Source organism: Sphingobium sp. HWE2-09 (genome assembly GCF_035989265.1).
Taxonomy (GTDB): domain Bacteria; phylum Pseudomonadota; class Alphaproteobacteria; order Sphingomonadales; family Sphingomonadaceae; genus Sphingobium.
In genome coordinates, this window is sequence record NZ_JAYKZX010000001.1 from 462308 (window position 1) to 481924 (window position 19617).

20 protein-coding genes and 1 pseudogene are annotated in these 19617 nt (G+C 59.9%); 12 read left to right on the forward strand and 9 right to left on the reverse strand.

The annotated features are described in order from the left end of the window. Nucleotides 1–41 precede the first annotated feature (41 nt). Entirely contained in the window at nt 42–1169 is a 1128-nt protein-coding gene (locus tag U5A89_RS02135) for an IS3 family transposase (protein WP_338159555.1), read from the reverse strand. A gap of 106 nt (nt 1170–1275) precedes the next feature. On the opposite strand from U5A89_RS02135, the gene U5A89_RS02140 reads away from it, so the two are divergent. Next, on the forward strand, nt 1276–2211 hold the full coding sequence (locus U5A89_RS02140; RefSeq protein ID WP_338159556.1) for an IS5 family transposase: 936 nt from the start codon (nt 1276–1278) through the stop codon (nt 2209–2211). A 120-nt stretch (nt 2212–2331) separates the two neighbouring features. On the opposite strand, the gene U5A89_RS02145 is transcribed toward U5A89_RS02140, so the two are convergent. Next, entirely contained in the window at nt 2332–2592 is a 261-nt protein-coding gene (locus U5A89_RS02145; protein WP_338159557.1) for a transposase, read from the reverse strand. 324 nt (nt 2593–2916) lie between these two features. Continuing rightward, nucleotides 2917–4026, reverse strand: coding sequence for an IS110 family RNA-guided transposase (locus U5A89_RS02150; protein WP_338159558.1), 1110 nt, complete (start codon nt 4024–4026; stop codon nt 2917–2919). 134 nt (nt 4027–4160) lie between these two features. On the opposite strand from U5A89_RS02150, the gene U5A89_RS02155 reads away from it, so the two are divergent. Together U5A89_RS02155 and U5A89_RS02160 are read left to right on the forward strand one after the other, a co-directional pair. Beyond that, nucleotides 4161–4355: a hypothetical protein gene (locus U5A89_RS02155; RefSeq protein ID WP_338159559.1), complete on the forward strand. Its 195-nt coding sequence runs from the start codon at nt 4161–4163 to the stop codon at nt 4353–4355. 481 nt (nt 4356–4836) lie between these two features. Continuing rightward, entirely contained in the window at nt 4837–5076 is a 240-nt protein-coding gene (locus U5A89_RS02160) for a hypothetical protein (protein ID WP_338159560.1), read from the forward strand. An 80-nt stretch (nt 5077–5156) separates the two neighbouring features. Here the strand turns inward: U5A89_RS02160 and U5A89_RS02165 are convergent, their stop codons facing one another. Continuing rightward, nucleotides 5157–5555 carry a winged helix-turn-helix transcriptional regulator gene (locus U5A89_RS02165; RefSeq protein WP_338159561.1) on the reverse strand — a complete coding sequence of 133 codons (399 nt, stop codon included), beginning with the start codon at nt 5553–5555 and terminating at the stop codon, nt 5157–5159. Between the two features lie 88 nt (nt 5556–5643). On the opposite strand from U5A89_RS02165, the gene U5A89_RS02170 reads away from it, so the two are divergent. The 5 genes from U5A89_RS02170 to U5A89_RS02190 all read left to right on the forward strand — a co-directional run bounded on the left by U5A89_RS02170 (nt 5644) and on the right by U5A89_RS02190 (nt 9059). After that, nucleotides 5644–6393, forward strand: coding sequence for an FMN-dependent NADH-azoreductase (locus tag U5A89_RS02170; protein ID WP_338159562.1), 750 nt, complete (start codon nt 5644–5646; stop codon nt 6391–6393). Further along, the gene (locus U5A89_RS02175; RefSeq protein ID WP_338159563.1) at nt 6308–7213 is read left to right on the forward strand and encodes a DODA-type extradiol aromatic ring-opening family dioxygenase; all 906 of its coding nucleotides are present in this window, start codon (nt 6308–6310) and stop codon (nt 7211–7213) included. Before U5A89_RS02170 ends, U5A89_RS02175 begins: the two co-directional genes overlap by 86 nt. A 338-nt stretch (nt 7214–7551) precedes the next feature. After that, the gene (locus tag U5A89_RS02180) at nt 7552–7857 is read left to right on the forward strand and encodes a hypothetical protein (RefSeq protein WP_338159564.1); all 306 of its coding nucleotides are present in this window, start codon (nt 7552–7554) and stop codon (nt 7855–7857) included. Nucleotides 7858–8263: 406 nt separating this feature from the next. Continuing rightward, nucleotides 8264–8611, forward strand: coding sequence for a cyclase family protein (locus tag U5A89_RS02185; RefSeq protein ID WP_338159565.1), 348 nt, complete (start codon nt 8264–8266; stop codon nt 8609–8611). Continuing rightward, nucleotides 8553–9059, forward strand: coding sequence for a cyclase family protein (locus U5A89_RS02190; protein WP_338159566.1), 507 nt, complete (start codon nt 8553–8555; stop codon nt 9057–9059). The genes U5A89_RS02185 and U5A89_RS02190 overlap by 59 nt, the downstream gene beginning before the upstream one ends. A 536-nt stretch (nt 9060–9595) precedes the next feature. On the opposite strand, the gene U5A89_RS02195 is transcribed toward U5A89_RS02190, so the two are convergent. The 5 genes from U5A89_RS02195 to U5A89_RS02215 form a co-directional block, all read right to left on the reverse strand. Further along, nucleotides 9596–10933: an alginate export family protein gene (locus tag U5A89_RS02195; protein ID WP_338159567.1), complete on the reverse strand. Its 1338-nt coding sequence runs from the start codon at nt 10931–10933 to the stop codon at nt 9596–9598. 3 nt (nt 10934–10936) lie between these two features. After that, nucleotides 10937–11698: an acyl-CoA dehydrogenase C-terminal domain-containing protein gene (locus U5A89_RS02200; protein ID WP_445190604.1), complete on the reverse strand. Its 762-nt coding sequence runs from the start codon at nt 11696–11698 to the stop codon at nt 10937–10939. Nucleotides 11699–11856: 158 nt separating this feature from the next. Continuing rightward, complete coding sequence (locus U5A89_RS02205; protein ID WP_338159568.1) at nt 11857–13311, reverse strand: amidase; 1455 nt, start codon at nt 13309–13311, stop codon at nt 11857–11859. A 65-nt stretch (nt 13312–13376) separates the two neighbouring features. Further along, nucleotides 13377–14684, reverse strand: coding sequence for an MFS transporter (locus tag U5A89_RS02210; protein WP_338159569.1), 1308 nt, complete (start codon nt 14682–14684; stop codon nt 13377–13379). A gap of 54 nt (nt 14685–14738) precedes the next feature. Continuing rightward, entirely contained in the window at nt 14739–15245 is a 507-nt protein-coding gene (locus tag U5A89_RS02215; protein ID WP_338159570.1) for a cupin domain-containing protein, read from the reverse strand. Nucleotides 15246–15595: 350 nt separating this feature from the next. Between U5A89_RS02215 and U5A89_RS02220 the strand changes: the two genes are divergently transcribed. From U5A89_RS02220 to U5A89_RS02235, 4 genes and pseudogenes are all read left to right on the forward strand, one after another. Further along, the gene (locus U5A89_RS02220; RefSeq protein WP_338159571.1) at nt 15596–16576 is read left to right on the forward strand and encodes a Gfo/Idh/MocA family protein; all 981 of its coding nucleotides are present in this window, start codon (nt 15596–15598) and stop codon (nt 16574–16576) included. A gap of 2 nt (nt 16577–16578) precedes the next feature. Further along, a complete protein-coding gene (locus U5A89_RS02225; protein WP_338159572.1) occupies nt 16579–17223 on the forward strand; it encodes an NADPH-dependent F420 reductase in 645 nt (214 codons plus the stop codon). Nucleotides 17224–17376: 153 nt separating this feature from the next. Then, entirely contained in the window at nt 17377–18069 is a 693-nt protein-coding gene (locus tag U5A89_RS02230; protein WP_338159573.1) for an HlyD family efflux transporter periplasmic adaptor subunit, read from the forward strand. A 65-nt stretch (nt 18070–18134) separates the two neighbouring features. Beyond that, nucleotides 18135–19567 (forward strand): annotated as a pseudogene (locus U5A89_RS02235) (DHA2 family efflux MFS transporter permease subunit). The last annotated feature ends 50 nt before the right edge of the window (nt 19568–19617 follow it).

Consider the following 19617-nt stretch of genomic DNA (forward strand, 5'->3'; position numbering starts at 1 on the left):
TCTTTGGACTTGTAACGGTTTTGTGCCGGTCACCTATCTCATTATGCCACGTTGGCTTCGAACGCGAGTGGGCTAACGCCGCCGAGATATGAATGGCGGCGGCGGGTGTTGTAGAAGCCGTTGATGTACTGGAAGATGGCAGCTTCCGCCTGACGCCGCGTTGGCCAACTTTGGCGCCAGATGAGTTCGGCCTTCAGGCTTTTGAAGAACGTCTCGACAGATTCATTATCATAGCAATTGCCCTTGCCGCTCATCGATGGCTGCAGGCCATAGGCCTGCAGTTTCTTCTTATAATCGTAAGAACAATACTGGCTGCCGCGATCCGAATGGAAAAGGCAACCTTCTGGAGGCTGACGCAGGCGCACCGCCATATCTAGGGCCCTGATCGTCAGATCCTTTTTCATCCTATCGCTGACAGCCAAACCCACGACGCGACGGCTATGCAGGTCGAGAATGACGGCGAGGTAGAGCCAGCCCTCCGACGTCCAGATATAGGTGATCTCGCCTGCCCATTTACGGTTGGGAGCATCAGCGGCAAAATCCCCGTCCAGCCATTTCGCCGCTACACCCAGGCGATGTTGGCTATCCGTCGTAACCTTGTGCTTGCGCGTGCGGACCGGCTTGATCCCGTTGATCTTCATCAGCCGCCCGACTCGGCGCTCGCCAACGTCGAGCCCAACCTCCTTCAACTCCATCGTCATCCTCGGACGACCATAGCTGCCGAGGCTAAGGCTGTATTGTTCCCGGATATGGGCCAGCACTTTCATGTCCGTCCGCTCCCGCCGACTGATCGGTCGCGAGCGCCAGGAACGATATCCGCGCTCACTGACAAGCGTGACACGGCAGAGCAACTCAACAGGCCAGCGATGTCGCCAGCTATGCACAAAAGCGAACTTCGCCGCTTTTGGCTCGCGAAGAACTGCGTGGCCTTTTTTTAGGATTTCCCTCTCCTCCCGGAGCACACGATTCTCAAGGCGAAGGCGTTCATTCTCACGTGCCAGATCTGCCTGCGGCGCTGAAGCCAGATCACTGGGCCGATACTGCGACACCCATTTGCCGAGCGTCGATTTCCCTACCCCTAAATCAGATGCAACTCGGTCGCGCGGCAACCCGCTGGTCAGCGCTATACGAACCGCCTCTTGCTTAAACTCTTCGCTATGTTTGATCATCTCGTTGGTCTCCTGTTGCGAGCTCTAATGAGACCTGTGCGCGGGTGGACGTAGACATTGGCTTTAATTGCTGATTCTATGGGCTTTCTAAAGAGGAGGGCCTAACGTGGCGCATCGTTCGATTGGTCAGGAGCGGTTCGGTTTCGCTGGGCGGGCGCGGCCAGCATCGTCGCTCGACGAGCTTGGCAAGCTGATCGATTGGGGCCCCGTCGCTTCGCTACTTGAACCGCTTTATTCGGCCGCCAAGGGTGAGCCCGCCTGGCCGCCGCTCGCAATGTTCAAGGCGCTACTTCTTTCGATCTGGTACGACCTGTCTGAAGTGAAGCTGGCCGAAGCGCTCGACGATCGAGCCTCCTTCCGTCGCTTCTGTGGGTTTTCGGGAACAGAAGCGACACCCGAACGGACAGCATTCGTGCGCTTTCGCAAGGAAATGGTCACCCATAAGCTGGATCGACTGCTGTTCACGACTGTGACAGCGCAGCTCACATCCAAGGCAGTAACGGTCAAAGCAGGCATGCTGGTCGATGCGACCATCATTACCTCCGCCAGCGAGGGCGATGGAGATGCGCGCTGGGTCAAGCACAAGGGAAAGCGAGCCGTTCACGGCTTCAAGGCCCATGTTGGGGCAGATGCCGATACGGCGCTGGTCGAGGAAGTGTCGATCACATCTGCCAATGTCAATGACGGCAGAGCAGGCCCCGAAGCGCTGCCCGACAATCCCGGCGAGGTGTTTGCCGACAGTGCCTATCGCGGCACTCACTCTCGTGATGCCGTGCGTGCAAAGGGTGGAGTGCCGCGGATCGTGGCCACCGGCATGTGGGGCCGCGACGAACAGGAAACGCTGCGCAGACTCAAAGAATGGAACCAACCGATCCATAGGGTGAGGGGCCGGATCGAGAAGATCTTCGGGACATGGAAGCGCTGCTACGGCTTGCGGCGAATGCGATGGCGAGGTCTCGCCAAAGCCGCCGTCCAGGTCCACCTCACCGCCATCGCCTACAACCTCAAGCGCTCCATGAACATTCTCGCGGCCCAAGCATGAAGGGCGCCACCGCTCTGATCAAACCGACGGCGATCTGGCCCAATCGTGACCCGAAATTGATAGAAACAAAATGTTTCAGTGACCTACGCCCACCCGCGCACAGGTCTCCTTTATAATCGCTCAGGTGACCGGCGCAAATCCGTTACAAGTCCACAGCTCCCGGCGCCAAGTGTAGAGCAACGACGTGCGAATATCGTGCTGGCGGGAGAATTCGGCGATGTTGCCGCAACGCGCCATCTCCCCGACTATCGCCAGCTTCTGTTCCAGCGTCCAGATCCGTCGCCGACCTGCCATGCTGCGGAGCACCTCAGGGCGGCGGATAGGCTCCAGACCAACTCCAGTGCGGGTGTCCAGTGCGCTCGTAAGACTGTGGGCTTCCATACCGCCCGTCCTCTGCCTCAATCACCACGTCGCGCAAGGTGGGTGGAAAACACCGCTCTGATGTCCGTTTTCAACCTTTAAGTTACGCGCCATCGTCCGCGCAGGAGCGCGGCACCGTTTATGGCCGCGTACAGGTGGAGGCGGGACCTGAAGGACGTCGGTGATCAAGCTCTGATACGCGGGTTGAATACCGCATTTCCGTGTACGCGTCCCGGGGCTGATCCGATCTTACAACGGGCGTCGGCTGTGCCGGCCACAAGGCGTGTGACGGATATTCCCCTGCCGTGGTCCCGCCCCCGCCTGTGCGCGGGAGCTGCTATTCCATCAGGCTGGCTGCACCTCTCTGGCGACAGCCCACATGAAGCCTGCAAGTTCGCGAGCTATTGCCGTGCAAACGATCGGAGTTTTCTTACCCTTGGCGATAAGCGACCGATATCGCGCCGTCAGTCGGCTCTGCGCTTTCCAAGCGATCTCGCGGACCTTCGGCGTGGTTTGCTCGAGGCGATACAGTTTGGCTTTTCCAACACGCGGCGAGTGACGGTAAGTCCAGGCGCTTTCGACAAGCATATGGCGAACCCGACCGTTGCCTGCCTTTGTGATCCCGCCGCGGCGCACCGTGTCGCCGGAGGATCGCTCCCCAGGCACGAGACCAAGATAGCCCATCAACTGGCGTGGATTGTCGAACCGGCGCATGTCGCCGATCTCGGTTACGAACGTCACAGCGACGATGAGTTCAACACCACGCAGTGCCTGAAGCGCTCGAACGACGGGTGCTAGCGACCAGCCTGGCAGGAACTCCTCGATCGCCGCCTCGATACGTCCGATCCGTTCCTTGGCCACCCTGACCGCATCGACCAGTTCCTGCAAAGCGATTTGATGAGCGGGATGATCGAAGTGCTGTTCTTGTAGCCAGCGAAAGTGGCGGGCGCCCCACGTCGTCTTGCGCGGAAAGATGCGGCCGTGCTTCAGCATGAACGCGCTGACCTGTTGCCGGTGAATGCGCTGGGTCTCGACCGCAGCAGCGCGGGCGCGTACGAGATCGCGCATCGCTTCATGCCCCGCATCGGGCACCCATACCGCCGTCAGTTCGCCGGCTCGTAGCAGTCTAGCGAGCATCATTGCATCGCGCCGATCCGTCTTCACCCTATCGCCTGCGCGCTTCGGGATCAGCGATGGCGCGACCACCATGCAGGAATGGCCCAGCTCGACTATCAGGCGGTAAAGCCCATAACCGGTTGGGCCGGCCTCATAACAGAAATGCACCACGCTATATTTGGCGGTGATCTGCTGTAGGGTGCGCCTCATCGCGTCCAGTGACGCATCGACCTCGCCAAAGAAGCGTACCTCGCCACCGCGCCCACCATCCGCGATCGCAATGGCATTACGGGCCTTTGCGACATCGATTCCGATGAAAACTTCTGTAGAATGTTCCACGGTTCGTCCTCCTCGTGTGAGGATAGGCTCGGCCCACCCGAGCAACCCTCGGAGCACCAGTGTAGGGCGAACCAACCTCTTTCACGAAACGGACATACGGCCTTACCCTGATCACGCGAGATCAGCTGGTCGGTATGAGCACCGCTCTCATCAACAAGATATGCGGTCTGGCGAACACTTTCGGTATTTTGGTCGGACCTGGCAAAGGGGGCACCTTCGAGCGTCAGGTCCGGGCGATCCTACCGGATCCGGTCGTTGCCGCCCTGTTCGAGAGCTTGCTGGCGATGCCGGGGACGTTGCGGGAGCGACAGCATGCCATCGCCAAGTAGCTCGGCAGAGTGGCGCCTGCCGCTTGATGATGACGATGCCGGGAGTGGGTCCACTGACGGCGGTCAGCTCCATGACCACCATCGAGGATCCTCACTGGTTCCGGGCGCTCGCAGGATGTTGGCGCCTATCTTGGGTCTTACCCCCCGTCGCTATCAGTCGGGCGAGGTGGACTTCAACGGCCGCATCTCTAAGTGCAAAGATCGCCCGCAAACTGCAGTTCGAAGCGCGGCCAATGTCATGCTGTCGAGGACCTTGCAGGTGTTAGCGTTGAAGGACTGGGGTGCCGCCGTCGGCCGGAGATTGGGATTCTGTAAGGCGCTCGTTGCGCTGGCCTGTAAGCTGGCGGTGGGGCGAGGAAACTGCCCGCACCCATCATGAAGCCGCCTATGCGACGAAGCACGAGGCGACCGCCGACAGCGATCGAAAGGTCGTTGCTGCGGTAGGTCAGATCGCGGAGGAACGCGCCACGACCATGGCGGCGTGGCCTATGCCTGGCTGCGACGGCATCCCGTCGCGGCGACGCCGCTCGTGGGTGCGCTCAAGATCAAGCACATCGACGGTGTTGTCGACGCTCTCTCGCTGCCCGGCGAGGAGACGGCACGGCTGGATCCGGATTACACCCCGCGCCGCGATAGTCACTGCGTATCGGGCCGGGCCATGCTGGCCCGCGCATCGGAGACAGCGACCGGTTTTACCGCGTTGATCGTCGCTCTGCCGTAGGCTACGATGCGCGCAATCATCAGGTGATGCTGTTATTCCGCAAGTACTTCCCAGGGTACCAGTGTGGTGCCGCGGCGTCGTCATCGATCGACCCCTTTGGCATCAAAGGACGCCTGTGCGGCCGCTATCTGCCTTAGGTTCTGAAACGCCCACTCGCCGAGCATTTTGACCGGTCCCGCGAGGGAATGGCCGGTTTCGGTCAGTTCATAATCGACGCGGGGCGGGATCGATGGCGTGAGAGTCCGCGTGACCAGGCCATCGCGCTCCATGTTCCGAAGCGTCAGCGTAAGCATTCGCTGCGAGATGCCGTCGATTCCGCGCTTAAGCTCATTGAAGCGGTAGCCGCGCTCGCGCAGCACGATGATGACGAGCACGGTCCACTTGTCGCCGATGCGACTGAGCACCTGCGTCACCTTGAGGCATTCGCTTGGTGGCCGGCGCACCGACGGATCTTCAACGGCGATATCAGTCACATTCATGTGCCTTTAGTATCAAACGTGTGCGTTCTTGTGCGATCATCTTGGCGGGCACATAACATAACCGACGCAACAATCGGAACCATTTTCCATGAAAATCCTCCACATTGACAGCAGCATCACCGGCGCCGGCTCGGTCTCGCGCGAACTCTCGGCTCTGGTCGTCTCGCAAATCGAGGACGATGGCCAGCATGCGGTGACCTACCGGGATATCGTGGCGGAGGACCTGCCACACTTCACCGCCGTCACAGCGCCTTCCGCCCATCCAATCTCGAAAGCTGTGCCGGTGCTCGACGCTGCACAGCAGGCCAAGCGCGACACTAGCAATGCGATCTTGGCGGAGTTCCTGGCAGCGGATGTCGTCGTCGTCGGCGTACCAATGTACAATTTTACGGTGCCGTCCGAGCTCAAGGCGTGGATCGACCGGATCATCATCCCGGGAACTACATTCGAGCCTGGTCCGAACGGCCCCGAGGGCCTTGCCGGGGACAAGCGGGTCATCCTCGCGATCGCGCGCGGTGGCTATTATGGCGAAGAATCAGCGTTCCGGGCGGCGGAGCATGCGGAATCGCTGCTGCGCACCGCGCTGGGTTTCATCGGCATCAAGAACGTCGAGACGGTGACCGCGGAAGGCCTTAACTTCGCGGATGCCCGCGAGAAGGCCGTCGCCTCCGCGCGCTACGCCGCGCAGCAGATCGCTGCCTGCCCCCCGGGCCCGGCGCGGCCGAGCCCACCATCTCCTTCGGACAAGAACCATGACCCATCGATTGCCGACCTACTTCCTGTCTCACGGCGGCGGCCCCTGGCCGTGGCTGAAGGACCTCCGACCGGGCGTCTATGACAGGCTGGAGCAGTCGCTCCACGATGTCCGCACCGAGCTCGGCGAACTGCCGCGTGCGGTGTTGATGGTCTCCGGCCATTGGGAGGCGGATCGCTTCCTGCTCTCCTCTGCGGCCCAACCGCCGATGTATTATGACTATTCCGGCTTCCCGCCGCACACCTATCAGATCCGCTACGATGCGCCCGGCGAACCGGCTCTGGCCGAAACGGTCCGGTTGATGATCGCCCAGGGTGGGCTGCCGAACGGCGCCGATCCTCGCCGCGGCTACGATCATGGCACCTTCTCGCTGATGCACGTGCTCTATCCAGAGGCGGAGCTGCCCTTGGTCCAGCTCGCCATGAAGGCGGACTTCGACCCGGCCGAGCATATCCGCGTCGGCGAGCTGCTGGCGCCGCTTCGCGACCAGGGTGTGCTGATCGTGGGCAGCGGCTTCAGCTTCCACGACACGCGCAGCATCATCAGCGGAGCCGGCAAAGTGCCGTCGGCCAAGTTCGACGCTTGGCTCGATGAGACGTTGGTCCATTCGACTCCCGAAGACCGCAGGCAGCGTCTGATCGAATGGGAGCGCGCGCCCATGGCGCGAGCCGCCCACCCGCGTGAGGATCATTTTATCCCGCTCATGGTCGCCGCCGGCGCTGCCGGCGACGATGCCGCTACCCGCGTCTATCACGAAAGCGCCTTCATGGGGTCGATCACGGCATCGGGCTATCGCTTCGGCGCGCCAGTGATCTCGTCCGATAGCCAGATGACCGGGCGGAAAAAGCGCCATTGGAGAGAAAAACGCTGGCTTGTAGAGTCTCCGCATCATCCTCGGCCTTAGCGTTCCTCTTCTTTGCGTTCATGAAGCTTAGCGAGCAGGCGAAAATGGTCGCAGAGTTCGATGTCGTCGCCTTGGGCCAGTAGTTCCGCTACTTCACCGGGATATTCGAGCTGGTAGGCGGCCTAGCAATCCTCGTGCCCCGCACTTCCGTACTTGGCGCGCTTCTATAGCTGCTCGTCGTCTGCGGCGCGTGCATCGCGCAGGCCGCAGTCCTGCACATGGACTGGATCCATTGGGTTGGCATCGCTGCTCGGCTTGGTGATTTATTTCCAGCGCGCGCAGCTTCGGGCCGTTCTGCCCTAGCCGATACGCGCCCGTTTTTTTGAGAGGAGAACGACATGTCCGACGTCGCGGGGCAGGTGTCGCGCGTCATTGCCAAAGAGGAGCATGCCTGGCGCCCCGGACTTCGCGAAGCACTTCTGAACGCAGGTGGGGACGAAACCATCAGCGCATGGAGCAGTCAGCAAGTGACGAGCCGCCAGCTGCTGGACGTGGGCGACGAACGCATTGCGCGGATGGATACGGTGGGCGTCGATTTCCAAGTGCTGTCCGTCACCGCCCCCGGCACGCAGAAGCTGAGCGCGCCCGCAACAGGTAGATCGAGCGCATCGCGCGGGATAAGTACGGTGACCTTGAGACCATAGGAAAAGGGCGCTCAGTTTCCGGGGGGCCTCGTGACACAGATCGCTAGGAGGGTTACCGGCTGCCTTGCGTCGCACACTCTTCAAGCCGTCCACAAGCAGTCCAGAACCCGGACGCTCGGTTCACTATCTGGCCCTTGTCAACAACTAGGCAGGCAGCATTACGCTCTAACACGATGCCGACATCATGGGCGATTAACCGCGCCGGTCGCTTGCCGCTTTCGCGGGCTGCGTCCCGCGTTGAGGTGCCACGGCGTTGCCCGCTCGTCGATACCGACAGCCTTCCCTGACCGGCCGCATTAACTGGCGCTGATGTCCACAAGTCATAGGACAGACATGGACGACTCATCCCCTCATTGTGCCGTGTCACAGCCGGATATCGCGCAATGTGATTGAAACAGGGCAACCCATGTCGCTGGCGATCCGCAACCTTGTCCGCGGAGGCTCAGGAAGCACAGAGGAAAACGCCGCCATAGACAACCGACGGATCATCGACATCTCGATGCGGATTAGCAACGACGTGATCACCGATCCGGCGATGCCGCGGCCACGCATCAAGTATTCGGTGCATGTCGACGGGGCCCTGCAGATGCTCCCCTTCTTCCCAGGTCTGACGGTGGACGACCTGCCAGACCGGGAAGGCTGGGCCTCAGAGGTAGTGCGCTCAGCACGCATAGCGGTAGTCACATGGACGCTCCATGGAATTGCTCGATTTATTTCTGGGAGCAGCGGTGAAGCTGGACTTTCGTCATTTTGAGAACGGGTACGTCGCCGCCGCGTCGGACGTTGAGGACGAGCGGGTGCGCATCGGTCACGTGCTCGAAGAAAAGGACATAGTCCTTGTGAACACCGCGGCCGGCGTCGCCTACGGCGGGCCCGACTATTTTGAAAGCGGTTGCGCTCTCGGCGTGGAGGCAACGTTATATCTCACGGAACGCGGGATACAGGTGGTCGGTACTGCCGCATGGTCTTGGGACGCGCCGTTTAGCTACACCGCCGAGAAGTACGCGCGATCAGGCGACGCCTCGTTGATTTGGGAAGGCCGCAAGGCTGGGCGCATCCGACCACACTATCAGCTGGAGGAGCTGCACAAGTTGGAGGAGCTCCCTGCGACGGGCTTTACCGTCGCCTGCTTTGTGGTCAAGATCAAGCGCGCGTCCGCCGGCTGGGTTCGCGCGGTTGCACTCATCGATCAACCAACATGAGCGCGGGCCTGCGGATTCTTTCACGTCGCTTTCAATCATTCGTGGGCCGTTTTGACCTCAATCGTTGAAGATCTCCATGCATCGGTTTTCGAATTCAGACTTTCAGCACTCGAAGGGTCCGACACGCCGATAGAGCACCCGGCCGCACCATTCATGGCGCCGTCCACGACCATATCCCGACCAACGGCATGCAACTCCACTGTGTATCGCTTGGCACCGGCGGGCTGCCGATCCTGCTAGTCCACGGCTTTCTAAAAACCTGATGGCCTTTTCACACAGTGATCCCGATGATGGCCGAACGCCACGGCGTCCACGCGATCGATCTGTGTGGTTTCGGAGATTCCGACGTCGCCGACGGCAATTTGACCGCACGATAATTCTCTTTCGATGCTTCAGGTCTACCACAGAAATAAGGCTTCCGACCTCGCGACGCGTCTTGACGCATAGGAAGATCCTAGCGGGCGAGCGGTTGGGCGCGGCTTTCGCGGTTAGGCAGGCATGAGCCCGGAACTATCTGCCGGCATAACGCACGACAATCAGAACAGAACGGTAAGATTGACGGATCCATAAGCGCTCACTCCTCGAGAAGACGCATTAGGAGCATTCTCCAAGAAGCGTCCTCTGACTAGCAGCACGCCGTCAACTTCAAGCCTCAACTTCTCGGGACGGATCCACCACCTTATACGCCCGTCGAATTGCTGGCCCGCGAACGACCCCGAACGTCCACCGGCGTCCTGCACGCCAGTGGTCGAAAAGCTGTCCGTTTTCGCGGCCAGCCAAAGCGCCCGGTATGCTATAAAGGCATCCCACCGCCTGGAAGGGGCAATCTCGGCCCGCACGCCTGGCGTGGATATATTGGCTCGGCCCACGGCGTTGTAGAGCCCCGATGGCGCCAGCTCCGCCCGCCGCATCCCAAACAGCGTGTCGAACCGGCTATATTTTCCACCATCACGGTCGCCGCTGGCCCGATCATATTGCGCGGATAGGCGCGCCTTGAGCCTGCCAAGGAATGTATAGCCGACACTAACATGTATGAAAGATGCAGCCACCGACAGCCTAGGTGCGTCGGCGACAGTGGACCGACTGAGCGATCCGGATTGGCGCAAGGCTTCGATCTCAGCGTCGACCTTACCGGCTAGGGGCTCGCGAACGAGCCTGACTCCATAGGTGTTCAACGAGCGGTCCCGGGTCGAACGTCTTGGATGGTCCTTCTCAGCCAGATGGTAGAAACTAGCTTCCGCGGTAAAAGGCCCTAACGCGTTCGCCTTCGCGGCTGTGCCGCCCCAAACAACGAGGTCGAAGCCTTCATGATCAATCTTCTGTTCGTTTTTGCGTAAAGATGGGAGATCGTCAGGCCGACGTTGCTGCGGAAGGACATAGATCGCGGTAGCGGTGATACCTGTTACGGTTGTTATATCTCCACGCAGACCCGTGTAGCCATTGATCGTGTTCCGGTAATCGTCGGCTGCGACCAACCGGCGTGAGCCCAAATTCAAAAGGAACCGGCCGGCCTGTGCGGAAACCTTCGTGGCGCCGGCAGCATCGCTAAAACGGACCCACGCCTGAACGAACTCCAGCGTGTTCACCTCTCCAGTCGTGACCTGTGCCGCCGCATCGTCACTGTAGACCCGGCTATCCCAAAGCTCGGCACCTATGGTGAATGGGCCCGATCGATAGCCTGCGAGCAGGGTCGTCCGAAGATTGATCAGCCCATCGTCATTATTGTAACCGAGGCGCGGCTGTCCTGAGATGCCTTCGTAGCGCACCCTCATTGTGCCAGAGAGGTCGAGCCCCTCGGACCGCTCGCTAAGGGCCGGCGTAGCTGACGCTATATAGGCTGTAAGACATAGTCTCCGAGCACACTCAAAACGCATTAGTCACGAGCGCCATGACGGTTCCGCTCCAGCGCCGATACCCGCGGCGAGCCCCCGCGCCTGCGACAGGATACGCGCAGCGTAATAATCGGCGACCTTGATTTTGCTCTCGTGTTGCAATGTGTCGCCCTTCGCGGCGACGGCCATACGCGACCACATCCAGCCGAAGCTGGCCCAGGCGAAAAGCCGAAGATAGTCGACATCTGCGGCGCTCAGTTCATCCTGGCCGACACCCTCAACGGCCTCCGTTGCTTCGCGAGGAAGCCCGAGCGCATTCGCGGTGGTTTTCGCGATGCGTACAGCCCTGGTTTTGAGCAGCGCCAAATCGGTGCCGGCCCCACTTTCGGCCAGCGCCATTGCCCCGGTCCATTCGCCGCTTATCATGCGCCGCAGAAGAGTGAAAGGCAGTCCCTGCCCGCCATGCTCGAGGCTCGCCGAGAGGGTAGTCCAACCGGCCTTTCTAGATTCGCGATATGCGTCGGCAAATCCGGGAGGCGTCGTCACCTGGCCGTTAACAAGCTTGCTGCCCTGTTCGTCGCCGCTGCAATTGGGCGGCTGCCACGACCGCGCGCAAAGGTCGCCCGCAGCCTCCAGAACGGTCGATGCCAGGCCCGCATCCACATCGCTGCCGATCTCTATCAATGCCGAGTTGAAGTTTAGCACCCCGTCTAGCAGGAAGCGATAATCGTCAATCGGCGGTGCATAGGCCTGCATCGGTTTCTCCTGGTATTTTTTACGCAAATGCTTTTGTGACTGGCTGGGCATTGACGTTTCGAACGCGTGTGTTGACTGACGCCAACCTAGAAGGTGCTCGCAGAGCACGATTCGCAGCAGGGATTCAGCTTCGTTGCTGAATTGCGATCGCAAGCAAGCGCGCCCGCCTCATTAAGCTAGCGTCGCGCTCTGCGCGAACCCACTCGTTATCAAGCCGGATTTACCAGAGATGATGGTGAGCGTCCTTCGGCTCGGGCCATAGTCCAACCGCCGAAGACCCGTTCCAGATGGCCAGCTATGGCCAGCGCGACTTCGTCCCGCCAAGGATGCGCGGCGATCTGAACGCCGACTGGCAGACCATCTGGTGAGGTGCCGACGCGGACTGCAACCGCAGGCCAGCCGGTCAAATTATGTAATTCACTGTAACCGACACCGCGCACGCTAGTCTCGTCAAACCCTTCGCCGTGATGAAGCGCGATGAAAGGGGCTATCGGAGAAATGAGGGCATCGTAAGGTTGCAGATAAGCCGTCATCGCAAAGCGGAACATGTCCCAGCGGTTGAAAGCGCCAAGAGCTTCGGTGATCGAATTCATCGGCGGCGAGAGAATGTGCGCGAGAGTTTGTTTCAACAGAGGCGAAAAGGACGTCGTGCCGATGCTGCCCAGAAAGCCCCTTACGCCGAGCCCACCATCACCGCGACTAATGTCGTGATAAAGATCGGCGGCTTGGGCCGCTGCGGCGGGTACGTCATGCGTGACGACGGCTCCGGCATTCGCCAGCGCTTCCACAGTATTCTCGATAGCCGAGACGATATCGGACGTTGGCATCGTGACACCGTCATCTGCGAAATAAGCAATTTTGAGCCTGCGAATGGATACAGCACTCATGTATCCGAGAGGCATCGGCACGATCGACGGATCACGACCGTCAGGGCCGCCGATGACCCTAAGCCCGACCTCGAGATCTTCGACATGTCGGGCAATCAGACTGACGTGGAACAAGGCACTACGAACGCCCAAAGGCGGTGGGAACTGCCCTGTGCGCGGAACCCTCCCCGCTGTCGGCTTGATCGCAGCCAAGCCGCAGAAATGGGCGGGAATACGGATGCTCCCACCCGCATCGGTTCCCACGCTCATGGGCGAACCACCTGCTGCAATAATGGCTGCGTCACCGCCGCTGCTACCGCCGGGCGTCCGACTCAGATCGAATGGGTTATTGGTGCGTCCATAAATCAGATTATCAGTTTCGATGGCGCCTGCCATTTCCGGCACATTGGTTTTGCCGAGGATGATCGCACCGGCATCCCGCATCCTGCGAACCGCCGATGCATCCGCCGCCGCGACAAAATCCTTTCGCCCGATGGTCCCGGCCGTCGTCTTGAGTCCGGCTGCGTCAAGCGTGTCTTTGATCGTGATGGGAACGCCATGAAATGGCCCCCGTACGTGGCCCCGCGCGCGATCTGCATCGGCGGCATCCGCATCTTTCCGCGCTGATTCTGCTGCAAGCTCCACAATGGCATTGATGTGGCCATTAACGATCCCAATCCGGTCGAGATGAGCTTCGACTACATCTCGGGAAGAGACTTCTCCGTCCGTAATCGCTTTGCCTATTTTCTTCGCTGATGACCAGCACAGCTCAGAATCGATTGCTTTTGAGTGCGTCATTGACTTTACCTCGGTCGATTGTTCAGAAGGCGCGGTCCACTAGCGGGCGGGCATGCGCGGTGAGGTTAGGCCGAGGCGGCGGATGGCGCGTTGGCGATCGCTTTGAGGAAGGCAAAAAAGGAAATCACGCTGATCGTCGTCGTAGTGATGGCAAGTGCGGCACCCAAATGCTGTTCGCCGCCCATGATCGAACTGATCCACGTTACGAGCGTCGGCGCCACGCCATAGCCAACCAGTCCGGCCACCGTCAGCGTTATGCTGATCGCAATGCCGCGTATTTCGTTAGGGACCATTATCGAGAGAGCAGCGGTGGTGACGAGAGCGATCACGGCGCCGCACAACAATAATATCGCCAGCATGACGCCAAAGATCGGCGCGCTCGGAGCCAGCGAAAAGAGCGAAGCCGGAACTGAGATGGCTACGGCGGCCACCGCAGCAAACAGAATCCCGCCTCGCCGAGCAGAATGCTGGCCCAGGTCAGCGAAAAAGCCTCCCGACACCGTCCCGATCATGCCCGAACCGAACACGACAGCGCCCATCCAACCACCGAATTGGTCGGGTCCCAAGCCGAACTTGCGAGCAAGAAGCGGCGCTGCCCAGATGCTCGCTCCGATATCAGCCATGATGGCAGCGGTGTAACCGATGAACAGCGGCAGAAGGAACGTGCGACGGTCGCGCAGTTCGATCCATACCTGAGCCAGAGAGGCGTTAGTCAGCGTCTGCTCCTGGCGGGCAGGCTCACGCAACACGAGTAGCGGCAAGAGCAAGGCAACGCCAAACAGAACTAGAAACAGGTGCGTGCTGCGCCAGGGCGCCATGTCCGCCAGAAACTCGATCTGATCAGAATGCTTGAGCAGGCCAAACAGCCAACCGGTGAGAACGAACCCCCCGGCTGCCCCCAGCCACCGCCCGGTCACCGGCAGCAGAAGCCCCCGACCTCTTGTTTTTGGGCTACAAAAATCCGCGACGAGGGAGATGCCCACCGGTATCGAGCACATTACGCCAAAGCCAACGAGCATTCTGGCGACGAACAGCATGGCCAAGCCGCTCGCGAAAGCGGTCAGAAATGTCCCCACTGTCCAGGACAGGGCCATGATGCTGAGCAGTCGAACGCGGTTGGAACGGTCGGCCAGTCGCCCGATCGGGATCTGGAACAACGCGATTGGAAGGGCCGTCGCAAGCCCTTGCACGAGACTTAGTTGGAAGTCGGTGAGCTTCATATCGGCTTTGACCGCCTCCTGCACCGGGCTGAACGATCCCATCAGGGCCGCGCTGATCGCCATCATCGCTGCGAGCGCAAGTAGCGGAACGAACGGAAATCGCGACGACGCTTGCGGTGTTGCGGGCGCTATCGAGCCTGCCACGACGGTCATCGAACGCACTGCGCCGCGAGGCGGCGGCAAGCAAGTTCGGCGGGGCGACTGCGCTTATGCATCGTGTCGGCTGGCATCGAAGGAGAAGCCGACCTTCTTGAAATAGTCGAGGGCATCGGGGAACTGCCCGCCGAGCTTTTCGCCGACGGTGCGGGAGAATGCGATATCATTCATGTCGTGCACGCCACCGGTGATGATCGCCTGCAGCATGCCTTCGCTGTCGCTGATATTCTTGAAGGCACGGCAGACGCCCGGGGGGATCGAGATGGTATCGAACTGCTCGAGAATGAGGCTTTCGCTGCCGTCATCGTTCCAGCGAATCTCAAAACGGCCCTTGAGAACGGTAAAGGTCTCATAGGTGTTGAGATGCGCGTGGAGGTCCGGGCCATTGCCGGGAGGGCACACGCCGATACCCATCGCCATACCGCCCGCGCCCTGGATCAGCGCTCCCTGGCTGACCGGCGTCTCATCATTCTCCAGGCCGATCACCGACAGGATCTTGCGCGCGAAGATCGTGTCCATCGCCTCGCTCGGCACCGCTTCATTCTGCTGGTTCGGCAACGGCTTAAGATCCTGGAACCGCGCGACACGCCGCTCCATCTCCGCCCGCGTAAATTCAATCGTCTTCACATTCGCCTCCGAAAGCGCAAGCCAGCTGAGGACTAACCTCAGTAATAACAATAATGTTGCTATTTTCTGGAACGTTCGGCGGCCAATTCATTGATGGAATAGGCGCCTCGCCGTCGGAATGGCGATCAATCACACACCCAGTGCGAGGCCTGTGGGTCGTCAGCGCGCGCAAAGCTATTCCTGATGCGACTATCTTCGTTCCGAAAAGACTTTCCCGTTCCAGGCGGCTCGCGGCAGAGCGGCGAATACACGCCACCAACGGCCTAAAAGGAAAACCATAAATGAGTAGCTCTTTACCGCTGCGTATCGGTGTCGTCGGCGCCAGTAACATCGCCGTCCGTACGATCATCACCCCCGCGCAGAAGCGAGACGATGTCGTCGTTCAGGCTGTGGCTGCACGCGACTCTGCGCGCGCCGCCGCCTATGCGGAGAAGCATGGCATCGCCAATGTGGCGGCAAGTTATGCCGAACTGTTTGCACGCGACGATATCGACCTCGTCTATATCGGTCTGCCTCCAGTTGAACATGCCAAGGTATCGATCGCTGCTTTGCAGGCTGGCAAGGCTGTACTTTGCGAAAAGGTGTTCGCAATGAATGCCGACGAAGCCATTTCGATGGTGGGAGCGGCCACGGCTGCAGGGCGACCGCTCATAGAAGCTATGCTTCAGCGGTTTCATCCGCTAGTAACGCGGGCGATAGATCTGGTTCAGGGTGGTGCGCTCGGCACTATCCAATCGGCTCGGGCCAGCGGCAAGGCGCCAATAGCCAAAGTTGAAGGCGGCATCGGCTGGTCCCCCAAGCTCGGCGGTGGCGCTTTGCTGGAACTAGGATGTTTTCCCGTCCATCTTCTGCGCTCGGTTCTAGCCACAGAGCCGCAGGTGATCAACGCGAGCGCCGTGGAGGAAGAGGGCGTTGATGTTTCGGTCGAGGCAACGCTGCGCTTTGGTGACGCGATCGCTGAAATATCGACGGCCATAAACTCCGCACCAAACGTGAATCTGGTTGTCGAAGGCAGCCGCGGCAAGCTCGAGATCACCAACTATCTGCTGCCGGCGATGGGCTACCGTTTCCGGGTAACGACTGACGAACTGTCCATCGACGAGATGGACCCGGTGCCATCACCCTACGACACGCAGATGGCCTATGTCGTCGATGTGATGGCGGGACGCACCACGAACGTGACCGGCGGTGCTGATGCAATCGCCAATATGACCGTGCTCGACGCCATTCGCGCGAAGGCGCAGATCGCGACGGCAACCTGACGATGTCAACAGGACGAGTCATCTCCATCGTTGGAACGGGTACTGTCGGCAGGGCGCTCGCAAGCGCCCTGCACGATGCTGGCGAAACGATCCGTTTTGGCGCTCGCGCACCTGCAGCGGCGCGCGATGCGCTGCAACGGGCGAGTCCGGCGCTGGCAGCGATTCCGGTAAGCGACATCGCTCAGGCGGTTCGATGTGCATCGACCATTATCCTGGCCGTTCCGTTCGCCGCCGCGCTCAAGATAGTGGCTATGGTCGAAGACTGGACCGATAGAATTCTGGTCGATGCGACCAACCCTGTGATCCTGCCCGACCACAGCGGCCTGCTCCTGGGAACGATTACGTCGGGTGCCGAACGAATTGCAGAAATCGCTCCGTCGGCCAAAGTCGTCAAGGCGTTCAGCTGCGCTTTTCCGGAAGTGCTCGTACAGCCCTCTCTCATGTCGGCCGCACCATTCATGCCGATCTGCGGCGATGATCGTGCTGCAGTCAACATGGTCATCGAAATTGCGCGTCGGCTTGGCTTCGACGGTGCAGATTGCGGGAGCCTGAAGTCCGCACGTTACATCGAGCCTTTCACCATGCTCAGCGTTTCCCTGCTTCTAGCAGGTGAGCCTCGCGGCTTTGCATTTACACGAATCAGGTAGCCGTTGGCGTGCAGGGCTCTCCATCGATCCTTAGTCGATTCGCCAAGGCGTGCGGGACGGCTTCCTCCAGCACATTTGACAAGACCCAATATGAACATTGCATCTGAAAATGAGGTTGGCGAAGTCACACGGCCTTCCACATGTAGCCGTCGAATGCGAAACCTTCTGTTCCTTGCCGCTCCAATCGTTGCAACCGCCGTGGCGCTTTACGTTTATCTTTTAAGCGGCCGTTACGAAACAACGGACAATGCGTATCTACAGCGGCCATTGATCGCGATCAGCTCAGAGGTCAGCGGTCAAATTGTCTCGGTCGACGTGAAAGAGAACCAGGCCGTCGCAGCTGGTCAGATCCTGTTTCACATTGCACCCATGCCGTCTCGCGACGGGACAGCGGAACAAGCGGTCCGTGCGCCGCAGGATGGCGTCGTCACGAAGACGAACCAGCTTCAGGTCGGAAGTTTCGCATTGGCCATGAGGCCGCTCTTCATGCTGGTGGGCAACCGCAGCTGGATCGAAGCGAACTTCAAGGAAAGCCAGCTTCGCTACATGTGCATCGGCCAGTCGGCCGAGCTTAGTGTGGATGCGCTTCCTGACCTCGAGTTGCGTGGCCGATTGGTGAGTTTCAGTCCGGGCACTGGCAACAGCTTCGCCGTGCTGCCACCGGAAAACGCCACCGGTAATTGGGTGAAGGTGGTGCAGCGATTGCCTGTCCAATTTGCCATCACAGGCGGGACGCGAAAGATGGTGCTGCCGGCGGGCCTGAGCTTGAAGGTCACGGTTAAAACTGACCGCGGACGAAACTGCGTGCAGAGCATGGGCACACGCTCGCGCCGAATACCGAGATGAGGGACGACTACCCGACGCACGATAAGCGCAGGCTCATCACGCTTTCGGTGATGGGAGCGACCTTCATGCAGTCGCTTGACACGACAATCGCCAACGTCGCCCTGCCCCATATCCAAGGCGGTCTGTCGGCCTCGTCGGAAGAAATTATCTGGGTGCTGACGTCCTACATCGTGGCTGCGGCGATTTTCACGCCTCTGTCAGGTTGGCTCGCCAGTCGCTTCGGCCGAAAGATCGTCATCCAGCTATCGATCACCGGCTTTACCATCGCGTCGATATTGTGCGGGCTCGCGACTAACATAGAAGAACTGGTGATCTTTCGACTGCTGCAAGGAGTCAGTGGAGCTGCTCTCCAACCTTTGAGCCAAGCCGTGCTGCTGGATATCAATCCGCTTCACCGGCACGGCCAGGCGATGGCGCAATGGGGGATAGGGGGAATGCTCGCGCCTATCCTCGGGCCTGCACTGGGGGGGTGCTAACAGAGACTCTTTCCTGGCACTGGGTATTTTTCATCAATCTGCCGATTGGACTGGCGGCATTGATCGGCGTCACGGCCTGTCTGAAGGACAAGGCGCGCTCAACGCCAATCCGGCTGGATGTTTTCGGGTTTTCGATGCTCGCCTTGGCGTTGGCCAGCATGCAACTTGTGCTTGATCGTGGACAGTCGCAGGACTGGTTCGATTCCAGGGAAATTCAGCTGGAAGCTGCGGCAGCCATATTGTTCAGCTATTTGTTTGTCGTTCAAATGGTTACGGCAGAACGGCCCTTCATCAACATGTCGCTATTCGCCGATCGCAATTTTCTGGTCGCAACGGTATTCGGCTTCTTTGTGAACATGATCCTGTATTCGGTCCTTGCGCTCCTCCCGCCGTTACTAGCCCAACTGATGGGATATCCCGTAGTACTGGTCGGTCTCGTTACCGCCCCTCGCGGTATCGGCATGTTGATCTCGATGATGTTTGTCGGGCAACTGATGAAAAGAATTGATGCTCGCCTGCTCATTCTCGCCGGCTTTTTGTTGATGGCGGTGGCCCAGTACCGAATGAGCGGTTTCGCGCTCAACATGCATCAATCACTGGTTATCAGCTCCGGCTTCCTTCAAGGTATAAGCACTGGGCTCATCTTTGTACCGTTGACGACCATGTCATTCGCAACGCTCAACCCTGCCTTTCGCAACGAGGGCGCGGCGATGTACACGCTTGTCCGCAACATGGGCTCTGCAGCAGGCGTTGCCCTCCTCCAGAGCATCAGCATTCGCAATACCGAAACCGTGTCAGCGCGCCTCGCAGAGGGCATCAGGCCCGATAATCCGACACTGCTCTATGCCCTGCCCGATATCGATCTCAGTGCGGCGCTCGACGTTGCCAGGATGAATGCGATGGTTGCCCGACAGGCTGCGATGGTCGGTTATGTGGATGCTTTCTACATGTTGTTCGTGATCGCACTGGCCGCCGCCCCGATGCTACTGCTCCTGCGCGCTTCACCGCGCAGCGGCCGTTGATCCAGCGACCAAGAACCATTGAGCTTCCAAACACACAGTCGTCCGCAGCG